Genomic DNA, 15,850 nt, shown 5'->3' with positions numbered 1-15,850 from the left:
TAACGAAGCTGCGGCTTAAAGTATGACGGGTATCGGGGAGTTGTCGTTATATGGAGTTTATCCACTTTTTGGTCGATTTTATTCTGCATATTGATGTGCATTTGGCCGAGCTGGTGGCGCAGTACGGCGTGTGGATTTACGCCATTCTGTTCCTGATTCTGTTCTGTGAAACCGGTTTGGTGGTCACGCCATTCCTGCCCGGCGATTCGCTGCTATTCGTGGCAGGTGCATTGGCGGCCTTGCCGGGTAACGATCTCAACGTGCATCTGATGGTAACGCTGCTGGTGATCGCCGCCATCCTCGGTGATGCGGTGAACTACACTATTGGGCGTCTGTTTGGTGAGAAGCTGTTCAGTAACCCGAACTCGAAAATTTTCCGTCGCAGCTACCTCGATAAAACCCATGCGTTCTACGATCGCCACGGCGGCAAAACCATTATACTTGCGCGCTTTGTACCAATCGTGCGAACCTTTGCCCCCTTTGTGGCGGGGATGGGACACATGTCTTATCGCCACTTCGCGCTCTATAACGTAACGGGTGCACTGCTGTGGGTACTGCTCTTCTCTTACGCCGGTTACCTGTTTGGCGACTTGCCGATTGTGCAGGAGAACCTGAAGCTACTGATTGTCGGCATCATCGTGGTTTCAATACTGCCAGGCGTAATTGAAGTGTGGCGTCATCGCCGCCAGCAGAAGTCACAGTAAGCTCGTTACCAGATTTTTATCCACAGCGTGAACGGGTTGTGGTTTAATGAGCGACATTTACGGCCTGCTGAAGGTGATTTCAGCAGCAATGAGAAGACTGGACCAGGTCAGCATTAAATAGAAAGGTCATCAATGAGCTGGATTGAACGCATACTGAATAAAAGCACTGCCACGCCAACGCGCAAAGCCAGCATCCCGGAAGGGGTGTGGACCAAGTGCGATAGCTGTGGGCAGGTGCTGTACCGCGCCGAGCTGGAGCGTAACCTCGAGGTCTGCCCGAAGTGCGACCATCACATGCGCATGCACGCCCGTGAGCGTCTGCATAGCATGCTGGATGAAGGTTCGCTGGTTGAGCTGGGTAGCGAGCTGGAACCGAAGGATCTGCTGAAGTTCCGCGATTCCAAGAAGTACAAAGACCGTTTGGTTGCCGCGCAAAAAGACACTGGCGAGAAAGATGCGCTGGTGGCGATGAAAGGCACGCTGCACGGTATGCCGATTGTCGCGGTCGCGTTTGAGTTCTCCTTTATGGGCGGCTCAATGGGTTCCGTAGTGGGTGCGCGCTTTGTGCGTGGCGTTGAGCAGGCGTTGGAAGACAACTGCCCACTGATCTGCTTCTCCGCGTCAGGCGGTGCACGTATGCAGGAAGCACTGCAGTCGCTGATGCAGATGGCGAAAACCAGTGCTGCACTGGCGAAAATGCAGGAGCGCGGCTTGCCGTACATCTCCGTGCTGACCGACCCAACGATGGGCGGCGTTTCTGCCAGCTTCGCGATGCTAGGCGATCTCAACGTGGCGGAACCGAAAGCGCTGATTGGCTTTGCCGGTCCACGCGTTATCGAGCAGACCGTGCGCGAAAAGCTGCCGCCGGGCTTCCAGCGCAGTGAGTTCCTGATTGAGAAAGGCGCGATCGACATGATCATCCGTCGTCCGGAAATGCGCTTTAAGCTGGCAAGTCTGCTGGCGAAAATGATGAACCTGCCAGCGCCGCTGCAGGATGGTAATCAGCCTGATGTGGCTGAGCCGGAGAGCAACGAAGCCTGACAGGCAGCGGAAAGGTGCAGCGATGTTTCTTTCCTCCAATGCACCGTCTACACGAAATCATTCGAGCTGCAGCAAGGCGGCAAGTGAATACATCCCCGGGAGCTTACATCAGTAAGTGACCGGGGTGGATGAACGCAGCCAACGCCGCTGCAGCTTGAAGGATGATGTGTATTAATTAAGAACGGGACACATGGATAATTCTCTTCCTCAAGCCACGTCGCCTTTGGCCACGTGGCTTCATTATCTTGAGCATCTGCACTCGCAGGCCATTGAACTCGGTCTGGATCGTATTCAACGCGTTGCTGAACGCCTCGACCTGCTCAAACCTGCTCCGTTTGTCTTCACCGTTGCCGGTACTAACGGCAAAGGCACCACCTGTCGCACCCTGGAAACGCTGCTAATCGCTGCCGGTTATCGCGTGGGCGTCTACAGCTCGCCGCATCTGGTGCGTTACACCGAACGCGTACGTGTGCAGGGCGCAGAACTGGATGAAGCGCAGCACAGCGCCAGTTTTGCCGCGATTGAAGCCGGGCGCGGTGACATTTCTCTCACTTATTTTGAGTTCGGCACGTTGTCGGCTTTCAATCTGTTCCGCGCGGCGAATCTCGATGTGGTGATTCTCGAAGTTGGCCTTGGCGGACGTCTTGATGCCACCAACATTGTCGATGCCGATGTTTCGGTGATCACCAGCATCGCGCTGGATCACACCGATTGGCTGGGTTCGGATCGCGAAAGCATCGGTCGTGAAAAAGCCGGCGTGTTCCGTGCAGGCAAACCGGCGATAGTCGGTGAAGGTGATATGCCGGGCACTATTGCGGATGTCGCGGCCGAGAAGGGCGCATTGCTGCTGCAGCGCAATCTCGACTGGCAGTGGCAGCAAACCGGCAATAGCTGGATGTTGCAGGATGCAAAGGGTGAACTGCGCGATTTACCGTTACCGCAGGTACCTCTGCCCAATGCCGCAACCGCACTTGTCGCGTTACGTGCATCGGGCTTGAAGGTCAGCGAAGCGATTATCCGTCAGCATCTGCCGCTGGCGATTCTGCCAGGGCGTTTCCAAACGGTGAGCGAAGCGCCGCGCGTGATTCTGGATGTGGCACACAATCCTCATGCTGCTTATTATCTGGCTTCACGTCTGGCCGCTGAGCCGTTAAGTGGTCAGGTGCATGCGGTGGTAGGCATGCTGCATGATAAGGATATTGCCGGTACGCTGGCCGCGTTGGCACCTCAGGTGGATTGCTGGTACTGCGCGCCGCTCGAAGGGCCGCGAGGTGCCTCGGCCGACGAACTGTTGGCTCATCTGGAAAGCGGCATTGCTTACCGCAACGTTGAGGCGGCGTGGCAGGCAGCGCGTCAGCAGGCGCGTCCCGAAGATGTGATTCTGGTGTGTGGTTCTTTCCACACCGTAGCGCAGGTTATGGAATCGATGGCAGCGGAGAACGGCAGTGGCAAGTAAGTTTCAAAATCGCTTAGTCGGCACGGTTATTCTGGTGGCGATTGGCGTCATCGTTTTGCCGGGCCTGCTGGACGGCCAGAAAAAGCATTATAAAGAGGAGTTCGCCGCCATCCCGCTGGTGCCAAAACCGGACGATCAGCAGGATAGCGAAATGGTGCCGCCGGTGACGCAACCGCTGCCTTCGCAGCCACCGGAAGGGGCTGGCGCGGCGCAGAACCCGGAGAGCGGTAAAACCGCCACCAACGGGAGCGCACAGCCGACGCAGAACAGCGAGCCCAGCGTCGTCACGCCGCCGCCGGTGCATCAACAGGTGCAGCCGAAACCGGTGGAACAGCCGAAGCCAAAACCGGTTGAGCAGCCGAAACCGAAACCGGTGGAACAGCCGAAGCCGAAACCGGTGGAACAGCCGAAGCCGAAGCCAGTCGAACAGCCGAAGCCGGTTGAGCAGCCAAAACCGGTAGAAACACCGAAGCAAAGTGAGCCCGCAGCGCCAGCCGGTCAGGCGTTTGTGGTACAGCTCGGTGCCCTGAAGAACGCGGCGAAAGTGAGTGAAATTGTCGCGCAACTGCGTCTCTCGGGCTATCGCGCCTTTACCGTGCCGTCAACGCCGGTGCAGGGGCAAATCACTCGCATTTATGTCGGTCCGGATGCGAATAAGGCCAAGCTACAAGGTTCATTGAGTGAGCTGCAAAGCATCTCCGGCCTCGGTGGTGTGGTGAAACCGTATAGCGCGCGATAAAGCGTTGATAAGCCGCGCCGATGGCAGAAAAAGGCGCGGCTTTATAAAACTTTTGTAGCGAAGCGCGGCCATAAAATCATTGAATATCAGTGGATTAAATCGCTGGTAATACACAGGGCGAGGAAAGTTTTTTTCATCGCCCTTTTTACGGAAACAGAACCGGAAAACCCTACGCAAACGTTTTCTTTTTCTGTTAGAATGCGCCCCGAACTGGATGCAGGGGTGCAATAGCACTGGGCTGGAAGAGTTCATGATCTGGATTGATTACGTCATTATTGCGGTAGTTGGTTTTTCGGCTCTGGTCAGCCTGATTCGTGGGTTTGTCCGGGAAGCCTTATCTCTCGTTACCTGGGGATGTGCGTTTTTTGTCGCCAGTCATTATTACGCCTACCTTGCAGTCTGGTTTACAGGTTTTGACGACGAACTGGTTCGCAACGGCATCGCCATCGCGGTGTTATTTGTTGCCACTCTGATTGTGGGTGCCATCGTGAACTATGTGATCGGCTCGCTGGTTGAAAAAACCGGCTTGTCAGGAACCGACAGGGTGTTGGGGGTCTGTTTTGGGGCGTTGCGTGGCGTACTGATCGTGTCTGCTATGCTGTTCTTCCTCGATACATTCACCGGCTTTTCCAAAAGCCCCGACTGGCAACAGTCGCAACTTATTCCCGAGTTCAGTTACATCATCAGGTGGTTTTTCGATTACCTGAAAAGCACGTCGAGTTTTTTACCCCGGTGACACCATCGGGAGTGCGGCTAATGAGGAAATGACAATATGTGCGGTATTGTTGGTATCACCGGTTTTATGCCAGTAAACCAGTCAATCTATGACGCGTTAACGGTGCTTCAGCACCGCGGGCAGGATGCCGCCGGCATTTGTACCATCGATGCTATTAACTGCTTCCGTTTGCGTAAAGCCAACGGTCTGGTAAGCGATGTGTTCGAAGCGCGTCACATGCAGCGTTTACAGGGCAACATCGGGATTGGTCATGTGCGCTACCCAACGGCAGGCAGCTCCAGCGCCTCTGAAGCGCAACCTTTCTACGTGAACTCCCCTTATGGCATCACCCTGGCGCATAACGGTAACCTGACCAACGCGCACGAACTGCGTAAACAGCTGTTCGAAACGGGCCGCCGTCACGTTAATACCACCTCTGATTCCGAAATCCTGCTGAACATTTTTGCGCAGGAGCTGGACCGTTTTCAGCACTATCCGCTGGAAGCTGACAACATTTTTGCTGCGGTGGCGGCGGTGCATCAGCAGGTGCGCGGCGCTTACGCGGTCGTTTCTATGATTATCGGCCACGGTATGGTCGCTTTCCGCGATCCCAACGGTATTCGTCCGCTGGTGCTGGGCAAACGCGTCATTGCCGACGGCCGCACGGAATACATGGTTGCGTCTGAAAGCGTTGCGCTCGACACGCTGGGCTTCGAGTTCATTCGTGACGTAGCGCCGGGCGAAGCGGTATACATCACCGAGCAGGGCCAACTCTCTACCCGTCAGTGTGCGGAAAACCCGAAAACCAATCCTTGCCTGTTCGAGTACGTCTATTTTGCGCGTCCGGACTCATTCCTCGACAAAATCTCGGTGTACAGCGCCCGTGTGCGTATGGGCACCAAGCTGGGTGATAAAATTGCCCGCGAGTGGGAAGATCTGGATATCGACGTGGTGATTCCGATTCCGGAAACCTCAACCGATATCGCGCTGGAAATCGCCCGCATCCTCGATAAACCTTATCGTCAGGGATTCGTGAAAAACCGCTATGTTGGCCGCACCTTTATCATGCCGGGCCAGCAGCTGCGTCGCAGCGCGGTTCGCCGCAAGCTGAATGCCAACCGTGCCGAGTTCCGCGATAAAAACGTGCTGTTGGTGGATGACTCCATCGTCCGTGGCACCACTTCGGAGCAAATTATCGAGATGGCGCGTGAAGCGGGTGCGAAGCGGGTTTACCTGGCTTCTGCAGCGCCGGAAATTCGTTTCCCGAACGTGTACGGCATTGATATGCCTAGCGCTACTGAGCTGATCGCGCACGGTCGTGAAGTGGAAGAGATTCGTCAGCTGATTAAAGCCGATGCGTTGATTTTCCAGGACCTGAACGATCTGATCGAAGCGGTGCGTGAAGAGAATCCGGATATCGCGCAGTTCGAGTGCTCGGTATTCAACGGCATTTACGTCACCAAGGATGTCGACCAGCAGTACCTTGAGTATCTGCAGTCGCTGCGTAATGACGACTCTAAAGCCATTGCACGTCAGACAGAAGTTGAAGGTCTGGAACTGCACAACGAAGGCTAAGCTCACCGTTGTGGCAGAATGAAAAGCAGGGCGGGCGCAATCCCGCCCTGTTTGTTTTTGTATTTTTGTTCAGCGAGCCGCTATCATTGCCGCAATCTGAACCAGCAAGGCTAAATTATGAAACGACTGATCATTGGCATTTCCGGCGCCAGCGGCGCAATTTACGGCGTGCGGATGTTGCAGGTACTGCAACCGCTGACGGAAGTGGAAACCCATTTGGTGATCAGTCCCGCCGCACGCCAAACCTTGGCGCTGGAAACCGATTTCAGCCTGCGTGAGGTGCAAGCGATGGCCGATGTGGTGCACGACGTGCGCGATATTGCCGCCAGCATCTCCTCCGGCTCCTACAAAACCCTCGGCATGGCGATTGCACCGTGCTCGATGAAAACGCTCTCCGGTATTGTGCATAGCTACAGCGATAGCCTGCTGACGCGCGCCGCGGATGTGGTGCTGAAAGAGCAGCGTAAGCTGGTGCTGTGCGTGCGCGAAACGCCGCTGCATCTGGGGCATCTGCGCATGATGACCACGGCAGCTGAACTCGGTGCGCTAATTATGCCGCCGGTACCGGCGTTTTATCACCGTCCCCAATCAATTGGCGATTTGGTCGATCAAACCGTCAATCGCGTACTCGATCAGTTTGATATCGAACTGCCGGAAGATCTTTTCACTCGCTGGAGCGGCGCATAATGGTGCAGTGATGCACTGACTGTGTGCAAATTCGGGGGCGCGATCACTGTTCGTGCATCTTGTGCACCAAAAGTTAACAATGTCGCTTTTTCTTCCTCACACCGCTGTTATATTTCCCTCACAAACTAAGTGCTTGCGCCGCTTATCGGCGCGGTATTTAGTGCGCCTGTGCAGCGTTTAGCCGATTCGCATAACTGGCATGAAACGTGCACATCTTACTGCGCAAACCAACACATCACGCACTACATAACAATAAGCACTTCACTTGAGGGTTACCTATGAAAAAGCGAGTTTTGGCTCTTTCTCTGATGCTGGCAATGGCAAGTAGCGCGAGTGTCTTCGCCGCTGTGCCGCAGTCGCTGCGTATCGGAACTGACCCGACTTATCCGCCATTCGAATCCAAGAACGCGCAGGGCCAGCTGGTTGGCTTTGATATCGATCTGGCCAACGAAATTTGTAAGCGTATCAAGACAAAATGTACTTATGTAGAAAGTGATTTCGATGCGCTGATTCCTTCGCTGAAGGCGAAGAAAATTGACGCCATCATCTCTTCTCTCTCTATTACCGAGAAGCGTCAGGAAGAGATCAACTTCTCTGAAAAACTGTACGCGGCAAATGCTCGCTTAGTGGCGCCGAAAGGCTCAACGCTGCAGCCAACCATTGAATCACTGAAAGGCAAAAACATCGGTCTGTTGCAGGGCACCACCCAGGAAACTTATGCAAAAGAGTACTGGCAGCCGAAAGGCGTCACCGTTACGCCATACGCTAACCAGGACCTGGTATATCAGGACCTGAATGCGGGTCGTATCGATGCCGCGTTTCAGGATGAAGTTCAAGCGAGCGAAGGCTTCCTCAAGCAGCCGGTCGGCGCAAAATATGCATTTGCTGGTCCAGCGGTTAAAGACGATAAAATCTTTGGCGTCGGTACCGGTATGGGCTTGCGTAAAGATGACGCGGATCTGAAGGCAGCGATCGATAAAGCCTTTGGCGAAATGCGTAAAGACGGTACTTACGACAAGATTGCGAAAAAGTATTTCGACTTTAACGTGTACGGCGACTAACAATTCTGTTCCTGACCCTGTTCTTTGAGTTGCAGCAAGGTTGGTCATAAGTATTCACTCCGGGCGCTTACTTATGTAAACTGCCCGGCTTCATACGCTTGCCGCCATCCATCCTGCGATTCAAATTTCCTGGTTAGGACTGTCCGTCAGTTGGGCAGCGTTTGTAATTTACCCTCACGACAGGATTGAACTCATGTTGTATGGCTATTCCGAAGTAATCCTCAAGGGCACCCTTGTGACGCTGGAGCTGGCACTCAGCTCGGTGCTGCTGGCGGTGGTGCTCGGCCTGGTTGGCGCGGGCGCCAAACTCTCCCGCAATCGCCCGCTGGCGATGCTGTTCGAAGGCTACACCACCTTAATTCGTGGTGTTCCCGACTTAGTATTGATGCTGCTGATCTTCTACGGTCTGCAGATCGCCCTGAATACCCTCACCGATGCGCTGGGACTGGCCCAGTTTGATATCGACCCGATGGTCGCCGGTATCATTACGCTTGGCTTTATCTACGGCGCCTACTTTACCGAAACCTTCCGTGGTGCCTTTCTCGCCGTGCCTCGAGGACAGATCGAAGCGGCAACCGCCTTCGGTTTTACTGGCTCTCAGACCTTCCGGCGTATTCTATTCCCGGCGATGATGCGCTTTGCACTGCCGGGCATCGGCAACAACTGGCAGGTCATTCTGAAAGCGACTGCGCTGGTGTCGCTGCTGGGGCTGGAAGATGTGGTGAAAGCCACGCAGCTGGCAGGTAAAAGTACCTGGCAGCCGTTCTACTTCGCCATTGTGGCGGGCGTGATTTATCTGGTATTTACCACGCTGTCGAACGGCGTGCTGTGGTGGCTTGAACGTCGCTACACGGTGGGTGTGAAAAGGGCAGAGCTATGATTGAGATTATTCAGGAGTATTGGAAACAGCTGCTCTGGACCGATGGTTATCGTTTTACCGGTATCGCGATTACCTTGTGGTTGTTGATCCTTTCAGTGGTGATCGGCGGTTCTTTGGCGGTGTTGCTGGCGATTGCGCGCGTCTCCTCCAATCGCTTTATCTCCACACCAGTGTGGCTATTCACTTACGTGTTTCGCGGCACGCCGCTGTATGTGCAGCTGCTGGTGTTCTACTCCGGCATGTACACGCTGGAAGTGGTGAAAGGCACTGAGTTGCTGAATGCCTTCTTCCGCAGCGGACTGAACTGTACGCTGCTGGCGTTTACGCTCAATACCTGCGCTTATACCACCGAAATCTTTGCTGGCGCGATTCGTTCGGTGCCGCACGGTGAAATTGAAGCGGCACGCGCCTATGGCTTCTCGCCGTTTAAACTCTATCGCTGCATCATTCTGCCTTCGGCACTGCGCACGGCGCTGCCGGCGTACAGCAATGAAGTGATCCTGATGCTGCACTCCACTGCGCTGGCGTTCACTGCCACGGTGCCGGATCTGTTAAAAATTGCGCGCGATATCAACTCGGCCACCTATCAGCCGTTTACCGCGTTTGGCATTGCAGCGGTGCTGTATCTGATAATCTCTTACGGGTTGATTAGCTTGTTCCGCAAAGCCGAACAACGCTTCCTGGCACACGTAAAACCTTCTTCATCGCACTGAGTATCACTATGGCTGACAATAAATTAAGCGTTACCGAACTGCACAAACGTTACGGTGAGCATGAAGTTCTAAAAGGCGTATCACTGCAGGCCAACGCCGGCGATGTGATCAGCATTATTGGCTCGTCCGGTTCCGGGAAAAGTACCTTTTTACGCTGCATTAACTTCCTCGAGAAACCGAGCGAAGGCACCATTACCGTTAACAATCAGCAGATCAACCTGGTGCGCGACACCGATGGTCAGCTCAAAGTTGCGAACAAAGAGCAGCTGCGTATGCTGCGTACCCGTCTGACGATGGTGTTTCAGCACTTCAACCTGTGGAGCCACATGACGGTGCTGGATAACGTCACCGAAGCGCCGATTCAGGTGCTGGGGCTCAGCAAGACCGAAGCGCGCGAACGGGCGATTAAGTATCTGGATAAGGTTGGTATTGATGCGCGTGCGCGCGCCAAATATCCGGTGCATCTCTCTGGCGGTCAGCAGCAGCGCGTGTCGATTGCGCGTGCTCTGGCGATGGAGCCTGAAGTGTTGCTGTTTGACGAACCGACCTCGGCGCTCGATCCAGAGTTAGTCGGTGAAGTGCTGCGCATTATGCAGAAGCTGGCCGAAGAGGGGAAAACCATGGTGGTGGTGACGCACGAGATGGAGTTTGCTCGTCACGTCTCTAATCATGTGATCTTCCTGCATCAGGGCAAAATCGAAGAGCAGGGCACGCCGGATGAGCTGTTCGGTAACCCGAAAAGCCCGCGCCTGCAGCAGTTTTTGAAGGGATCGTTAAAGTAGTTTTGGAATAGGGCTGGCTGGTCTGTGCTCGCTGCCCCCCACCTCGGTCCTCCCCCATAAATGGAAAAGGAAGATGCTGCAATATGTGCGTACTGATGCTGCATGTGGCAGCGTCTCCTTCCCCCGCTAGCGGGGGAAGGCCGGGATGGGGGACAGCCAGCACGTTCTAATCCCGCAACAATCTCAGCGCCGTATCCTCATCGGTCACCAAACCTGACACCCAGCCGCCCTGCAGCGCGGCGCGAATCGCTGGATACTTACGTTCACTGCCGGCAAAGCCGATAATCTGGCGCTGCGTCTGGCTTTCCAGCAAGACGCTGGTGAGCAGCTCATCGGTTTCACCCAACACGCGTTCGCCTTGCTGATTGAAAAAGTGCCCGAGCATTTCGCCAACCACGCCGCGTGCGTTGAGTGCAGCCACTTGCGCATCGGTAATAAAGCCTTCGGCATGTAGCGGGCAACCTGGCTGTACTTCGCCAATGCCGACGAAGGCCACATCTGCCTGCAACGCGCGTAACGTGACGCGTTGATAGACCTGATGCTGAATCCACATCGCCTTGTCTTCGGGGGTATCGGCATACAGCGGTGCAGGGATGAAAAAATACTTACCCTGCATCTTCTCCGCCATCTTCAGCGGCACGTCATAACGCGTACCTGAATCGTCTCGCGCAATCGCGCCAATCATCGAAACGCACTGATGCTGTGGTCGTTCAACCCAGGGAAGCGCATCGATCATTGAACGCAATGTCTTGCCTGAACCGATGCCAAATACCTGCGGTTGCTCTTCGCTAATGTATTGCGCCATCACCGCTGCGCCTTCCACGGCCAACATCTGTTGGATGGCCTCATCATCAAGGTTGGCTGAAGGCACGACACGGCACAGCTGCAGAGCAAACCTCTCCTGCACTTCGCGCGCCAGTTGCAAGCAATGGGTGACGGGATGCTCAATCTTCACGCTCACCATGCCCATTTCCCGTGCGTTGGACACCAGACGTTGCGCCACCTGACGCGACAATCCCAACGCACGCGCAATCTCCTGCTGTGTCACCCCAGCGACGTAATACATCCAGGCCGCACGTGCTGCCAGTTCTTGTTTTTTCTCTTCTCTGCTCATCGCGCTGTTCCGTCAAAACCGGTGCGCCATGTTAACGCGAGAAGGCCACTAAGTGTTAACTGAGCAAAAGCCCTAAAAAAGAGCAAAAGTATTAATTGTGATTCAGTTCGCAGAACCTGGCTTACCGCACACACTATGCTACACGGCATCGGGCAAATGCCCTTAATCGTGGCAAATGTTTATTTTGAGGTGGCTATGACAAATAATTCAGTGTGGATGCACATTGGCGCAGGTTCATTTCACCGTGCACATCAGGCGTGGTATCTGCATAAATTACGCCAGCAGGGCGATGAGTGCTGGGGCATTGCACTCGGTAATATCCGCAGCGACGCTGCGCCGCTGCTACAGCAACTCGCCGCGCAGAGTGGCGAGTACGTACTGGAAACCGTTACCCCTGAAGGCGAACGCGCCTATGAAACCATCACTTCACTGCGCAAAATTCTGCCTTGGGACAGCGACATCAGCGCGTTAGTAGAGCAGGGTGCTAAAACAGAAACCCGCGTAATCAGCTTCACCGTCACCGAAGCCGGTTACTATTTGACGCCGGAACATGAACTTGATCTTGAACAGGCGGATGTGCAGGCCGATGTGAAAGGCGATATCCGCACCATTTATGGCGCTCTGGCGCGCATTCTCTCCCAGCGACTGGCAAAGGGCGGCGCGCCCGTCACGCTGCTCAACTGCGATAACCTGCGCCATAACGGCGAACGTTTCCGCCACGGCTTCCTCGCGTTTCTCGCAGCGCAGGGCGATCGGGCACTGGCAGATTGGGTGCGCACCAGCACGACGTCACCCAACACAATGGTCGATCGCATCACGCCACGCCCGACGCCAGATGTGGCTGAGCGGGTAAAAGCTGCCACCGGCAAAGACGATGGCGCGGCGGTAATGGCCGAATCCTTTATTCAGTGGGTGATTGAGGATGATTTCATTGCCGGTCGTCCGCCGCTGGAAAAGGTGGGCGTTGAGCTGGTTGAGTCAGTATTGCCGTGGGAAGAGGCAAAAATCCGCATCCTCAACGCTACGCATGCCGCAATTGCCTGGGCAGGCACGCTGATTGGCCTCAATTACATTGACGACAGCACGCGTCAGCCGGCGATTTATCAATTGGCGTATGACTATGTGACGCAGGACGTCATGCCTTCGCTGTCGCCGAGCCCGTTGAATTTGGCGGATTATCGCGATGTGGTTCTGGCGCGCTTCAGTAATCCCTACATCAAAGACACTAATCAGCGCGTTGGCGCCGATGGTCTGTCGAAAATTCCTGGCATGGTGACGCCAACGCTGCGCGAATGCTATCAGCGCGGCGCTGAACCGGCTGCCACCGCCGTGCTGCCTGCGCTGTTCTTCCTGTTCCTGCAACGTTGGGCTGATGATGATTTGCCTTACACCTATCAGGATGGCGTGCTGCAGGCCGATGTGCTGCGTCAGCAGTTTAGCCGGTCCGATGCCCTTACTGCATTCCTCAGCGACAGCGCGTTGTTTGGCGAACTGGCGCAGGACAAAGCGTTCCATGCGCTGGTGACCCGCACCGTTGCTGACCTGCAGAATTGGCTGAAACAGCCGCAACCTGCGCTGGCTGAAGGGTAAGGAGCGCGTCATGTATCTCGGAATCGATATTGGTACTTCTGAACTCAAAGCGCTGCTCATCAATGCGCAGGGCGACATCGTCGCGACTCATCACGCCGCGCTTAGCGTGCAGCGTCCGCATGCCCACTGGGCCGAGCAGGATCCTGAACGCTGGTGGCAGGCCTGCGGTGAAGTGTTGGCCGGATTGCGCCAACAGGCCGCAGCAGCGTGGAGCGAGATTCGTGCTATTGGCTTGTCGGGGCAAATGCACGGCGCGGTGCTGCTGGATAACCAGGGCGAGGTGTTGCGTCCTTGCATCCTGTGGAATGACACGCGCAGCGCAGCGCAATGTGCAGCACTCAGCGCGCAACATCCGGAAATGATGCAGCTGAGCGGCAACATGATCATGCCGGGCTTTACCGCACCAAAGCTGCGTTGGGTAGCGGAACATGAGCCGGAGATTTTTCAGCGCATCAATAAGGTGCTGCTGCCAAAAGATTATCTGCGCTGGCGTTTGACCGGACGCTTTGTCAGCGAACCTTCGGACGCGGCGGGTACGCTGTGGCTTGATGTCGCCAAACGCGACTGGTCCGACGAACTGTTAGCCATTAGCGGATTGACGCGCACCCACATGCCCGAACTGGTGGAAGGCAGTGCAGTTAGCGCCACGCTGAAAGCCGAACTGGCAAGCCAGTGGGGCATATCGGCCTCGGTTAGCGTGGCGGGCGGCGGCGGCGATAACGCGGCATCGGCGGTGGGAGTCGGCGCGGTCAATCCGGGAGATGCCTTTATCTCTCTGGGTACTTCCGGCGTGATTTTCGTGGTTAACGATCGCCTGCTGGCCGATCCACAATCTGGCGTGCATGCCTTTTGCCACGCCTTGCCTGGGCGCTGGCACCAGATGAGCGTAATGCTCAGCGCCGCCAGCTGTCTGCGCTGGCTATGCAATCTGTTGTCGGTCACGGAAAGCCAGCTGATGGACGAGATGGCACCGCTCAGCGAGGAACAACGGCGTCATGCGCCGCTGTTCCTGCCCTATCTTTCTGGCGAACGCACGCCGCACAACGATCCTGATGCCTGCGGCTCCTTCTTCAATCTGCGCCATGAAACGCCGCGTGCGCTGCTGGGTTACGCGGTGATTGAAGGCGTGGCTTTTGGTCTGGCCGATGGATTGGCGGTGCTGGGTGATGCGCAGCAGCTGATTCGTCAATGCAGCCTGACCGGCGGCGGGGCACGCAGCACGCTGTGGGCCCAGCTGATTGCGGATGTGCTGCAACTGCCCATCGTCACGCATCCCGCCAGCGCCTCCGGCGCATTGGGCGCCGCACGTCTGGCGTGGTTGGCCGATGGTGGTGCCGAGCGCGATGTCTGTCTTAAGCCGCCGGTGCAGGCGCGCTATCAGCCGGATGCCGGGCGCGGCGAGGTGCTGCACCAGCGATTGCATCTGTTCCGCACACTCTACGAACAGCAACAGCAGGCGCGGGCGCTGTTGACTGCCTAACTCCAGACAGAGGATGAATGAGATGCAATCGAATGAATACTGGTTTGGCTTACCGAAAAAGATGTTCTGGGGCTTCCTCGCCATCGCCATTTTTATGGCAGGTGACGGCTTTGAGATGGCGTTTTTATCGCGTCATATCACCGATATGGGCTTCACCCCTGCGCAGTCGGCGGTGGTGTTTACCTTCTATGGACTTGCCGCTGCGCTGGCTGCGTGGGCCTCGGGCGTGGTGGCGGAGCTGATTACCCCGCAGCGCGCCATGATGATTGGCTTCGTATTGTGGATCGTGATGCACACGCTGTTTATGTCGCTTGGTCTGGGGATGCGTAACTATCCGCTGATGGTGCTGTTCTATGGCATTCGCGGCCTGGCGTATCCGTTATTCATCTATTCGTTCATGATGATGCTGGTGCAGGTGCTGCCGCGGGAAAAACTGGCGGCCGCGACCGGTTGGTTCTGGGCGATGTACTCGGTTGGTATTGGTGTGGTTGGCAGCTATTTACCGAGCCTCACCATTCCCATGCTGGGCGAAACCGGTACGCTGTGGCTGGCGATCGTATGGGTGGCGTGTGGCGGTGTGCTGGCTTACTTTAGCTTGCGCCACGTGCCGGTTGACCGTTCGCGCGTCAATCTGCCGATGCGCGACAAAATGACCGAAATGTCGCGGGCCGTCACCATTCTGTTCACCAATCAGCACGTGTTTTATGCCTGTCTGATTCGCATCATTAACACGCTGTCGCTGTTTGGCTTCGCCATTATCATGCCGCTGCTGTTCGTTGATCGCCTTGGCTTTACCATTTCCGAATGGCTGCAGATCTGGGCGGTTTTCTTCTTTGTCACCATCTTTACTAACATCTTCTGGGGCATCACCGGCGAGAAACTGGGATGGATTCGTCAGGTGCGCTGGTTTGGCTGTGTCGGCATGGCAATTTCCAGCCTGGCATTCTATTACCTGCCAGTGTATGCCGGGCATAACTTTTGGGTGGCGCTGATTCCGGCGGTGATGTTGGGGATTTTTGTCGCGGCCTTTGTGCCAATGACGGCCGTGTTCCCGACGCTGGAGCCGCATCACAAAGGGGCTGCCGTATCGATTTACAACCTGTCGGCGGGATTGAGTAACTTCGTGGCACCCGCGATTGCTTCGGTGATGCTACCGTTCTTCGACATCGTGGGCGTGGTGTGGGCGTATACCGGATTGTATGTGTTTGCCGGCGTGCTGACCTTTATCATTCGCGTACCGCAGCCGGGTCATACGCGTGAACCTGTGGCGTTGAAATCTCGCGTCGCGCAACAGCGCAGTTAATACCTCAGGG

15 protein-coding genes are annotated in these 15,850 nt (G+C 55.7%); 14 read left to right on the top strand and 1 reads right to left on the bottom strand.

The annotated features are described in order from the left end of the window. Positions 1-50 precede the first annotated feature (50 nt). From WH298_RS03315 to hisP, 11 genes are all read left to right on the top strand, one after another. Positions 51-704: a DedA family protein gene (locus WH298_RS03315; protein WP_007889266.1), complete on the top strand. Its 654-nt coding sequence runs from the start codon at positions 51-53 to the stop codon at positions 702-704. 132 nt (positions 705-836) lie between these two features. Then, positions 837-1,745: an acetyl-CoA carboxylase, carboxyltransferase subunit beta gene (gene accD, locus WH298_RS03310; protein ID WP_007889268.1), complete on the top strand. Its 909-nt coding sequence runs from the start codon at positions 837-839 to the stop codon at positions 1,743-1,745. Positions 1,746-1,935: 190 nt separating this feature from the next. Further along, the gene (gene folC / locus WH298_RS03305) at positions 1,936-3,201 is read left to right on the top strand and encodes a bifunctional tetrahydrofolate synthase/dihydrofolate synthase (RefSeq protein WP_180822214.1); all 1,266 of its coding nucleotides are present in this window, start codon (positions 1,936-1,938) and stop codon (positions 3,199-3,201) included. Continuing rightward, positions 3,191-3,940, top strand: a complete 750-nt coding sequence (gene dedD / locus WH298_RS03300) for a cell division protein DedD (protein WP_007889272.1) — start codon at positions 3,191-3,193, stop codon at positions 3,938-3,940. Before folC ends, dedD begins: the two co-directional genes overlap by 11 nt. Positions 3,941-4,190: 250 nt before the next feature. Further along, positions 4,191-4,676 carry a colicin V production protein gene (cvpA, locus tag WH298_RS03295; protein WP_007889274.1) on the top strand — a complete coding sequence of 162 codons (486 nt, stop codon included), beginning with the start codon at positions 4,191-4,193 and terminating at the stop codon, positions 4,674-4,676. A 36-nt stretch (positions 4,677-4,712) separates the two neighbouring features. Beyond that, complete coding sequence (gene purF, locus WH298_RS03290) at positions 4,713-6,230, top strand: amidophosphoribosyltransferase (RefSeq protein ID WP_007889277.1); 1,518 nt, start codon at positions 4,713-4,715, stop codon at positions 6,228-6,230. Between the two features lie 117 nt (positions 6,231-6,347). Beyond that, positions 6,348-6,917: a UbiX family flavin prenyltransferase gene (locus WH298_RS03285; protein ID WP_007889281.1), complete on the top strand. Its 570-nt coding sequence runs from the start codon at positions 6,348-6,350 to the stop codon at positions 6,915-6,917. 278 nt (positions 6,918-7,195) lie between these two features. Continuing rightward, positions 7,196-7,978, top strand: coding sequence for a lysine/arginine/ornithine ABC transporter substrate-binding protein ArgT (argT, locus tag WH298_RS03280; RefSeq protein WP_007889282.1), 783 nt, complete (start codon positions 7,196-7,198; stop codon positions 7,976-7,978). 193 nt (positions 7,979-8,171) lie between these two features. After that, positions 8,172-8,858 (top strand): histidine ABC transporter permease HisQ, encoded by a 687-nt coding sequence (locus tag WH298_RS03275; protein WP_007889283.1) that lies wholly within the window; start codon positions 8,172-8,174, stop codon positions 8,856-8,858. After that, positions 8,855-9,571, top strand: coding sequence for an ABC transporter permease (locus WH298_RS03270; RefSeq protein WP_049852898.1), 717 nt, complete (start codon positions 8,855-8,857; stop codon positions 9,569-9,571). The genes WH298_RS03275 and WH298_RS03270 overlap by 4 nt, the downstream gene beginning before the upstream one ends. A gap of 8 nt (positions 9,572-9,579) precedes the next feature. Next, entirely contained in the window at positions 9,580-10,353 is a 774-nt protein-coding gene (gene hisP / locus WH298_RS03265; protein WP_180822213.1) for a histidine ABC transporter ATP-binding protein HisP, read from the top strand. Between the two features lie 166 nt (positions 10,354-10,519). Here hisP and WH298_RS03260 read toward each other — a convergent pair whose 3' ends face one another. Then, on the bottom strand, positions 10,520-11,467 hold the full coding sequence (locus WH298_RS03260) for a sugar-binding transcriptional regulator (protein ID WP_180822212.1): 948 nt from the start codon (positions 11,465-11,467) through the stop codon (positions 10,520-10,522). A 195-nt stretch (positions 11,468-11,662) separates the two neighbouring features. Between WH298_RS03260 and dalD the strand changes: the two genes are divergently transcribed. From dalD to WH298_RS03245, 3 genes are read left to right on the top strand one after another with little or no spacing between them, the layout of a single operon-like run. Next, positions 11,663-13,057 carry a D-arabinitol 4-dehydrogenase gene (gene dalD / locus WH298_RS03255; protein ID WP_180822211.1) on the top strand — a complete coding sequence of 465 codons (1,395 nt, stop codon included), beginning with the start codon at positions 11,663-11,665 and terminating at the stop codon, positions 13,055-13,057. 10 nt (positions 13,058-13,067) lie between these two features. Then, complete coding sequence (gene xylB / locus WH298_RS03250) at positions 13,068-14,537, top strand: xylulokinase (protein WP_180822210.1); 1,470 nt, start codon at positions 13,068-13,070, stop codon at positions 14,535-14,537. 22 nt (positions 14,538-14,559) lie between these two features. Continuing rightward, positions 14,560-15,840, top strand: coding sequence for an MFS transporter (locus tag WH298_RS03245; protein WP_049852894.1), 1,281 nt, complete (start codon positions 14,560-14,562; stop codon positions 15,838-15,840). Positions 15,841-15,850: the final 10 nt, after the last annotated feature.

It is taken from the genome of Pantoea nemavictus (genome assembly GCF_037479095.1).
GTDB lineage: Bacteria > Pseudomonadota > Gammaproteobacteria > Enterobacterales > Enterobacteriaceae > Pantoea > Pantoea nemavictus.
Note: the sequence above shows the minus strand (reverse complement) of the source record. Positions and strands in the feature narration are given on the sequence as shown.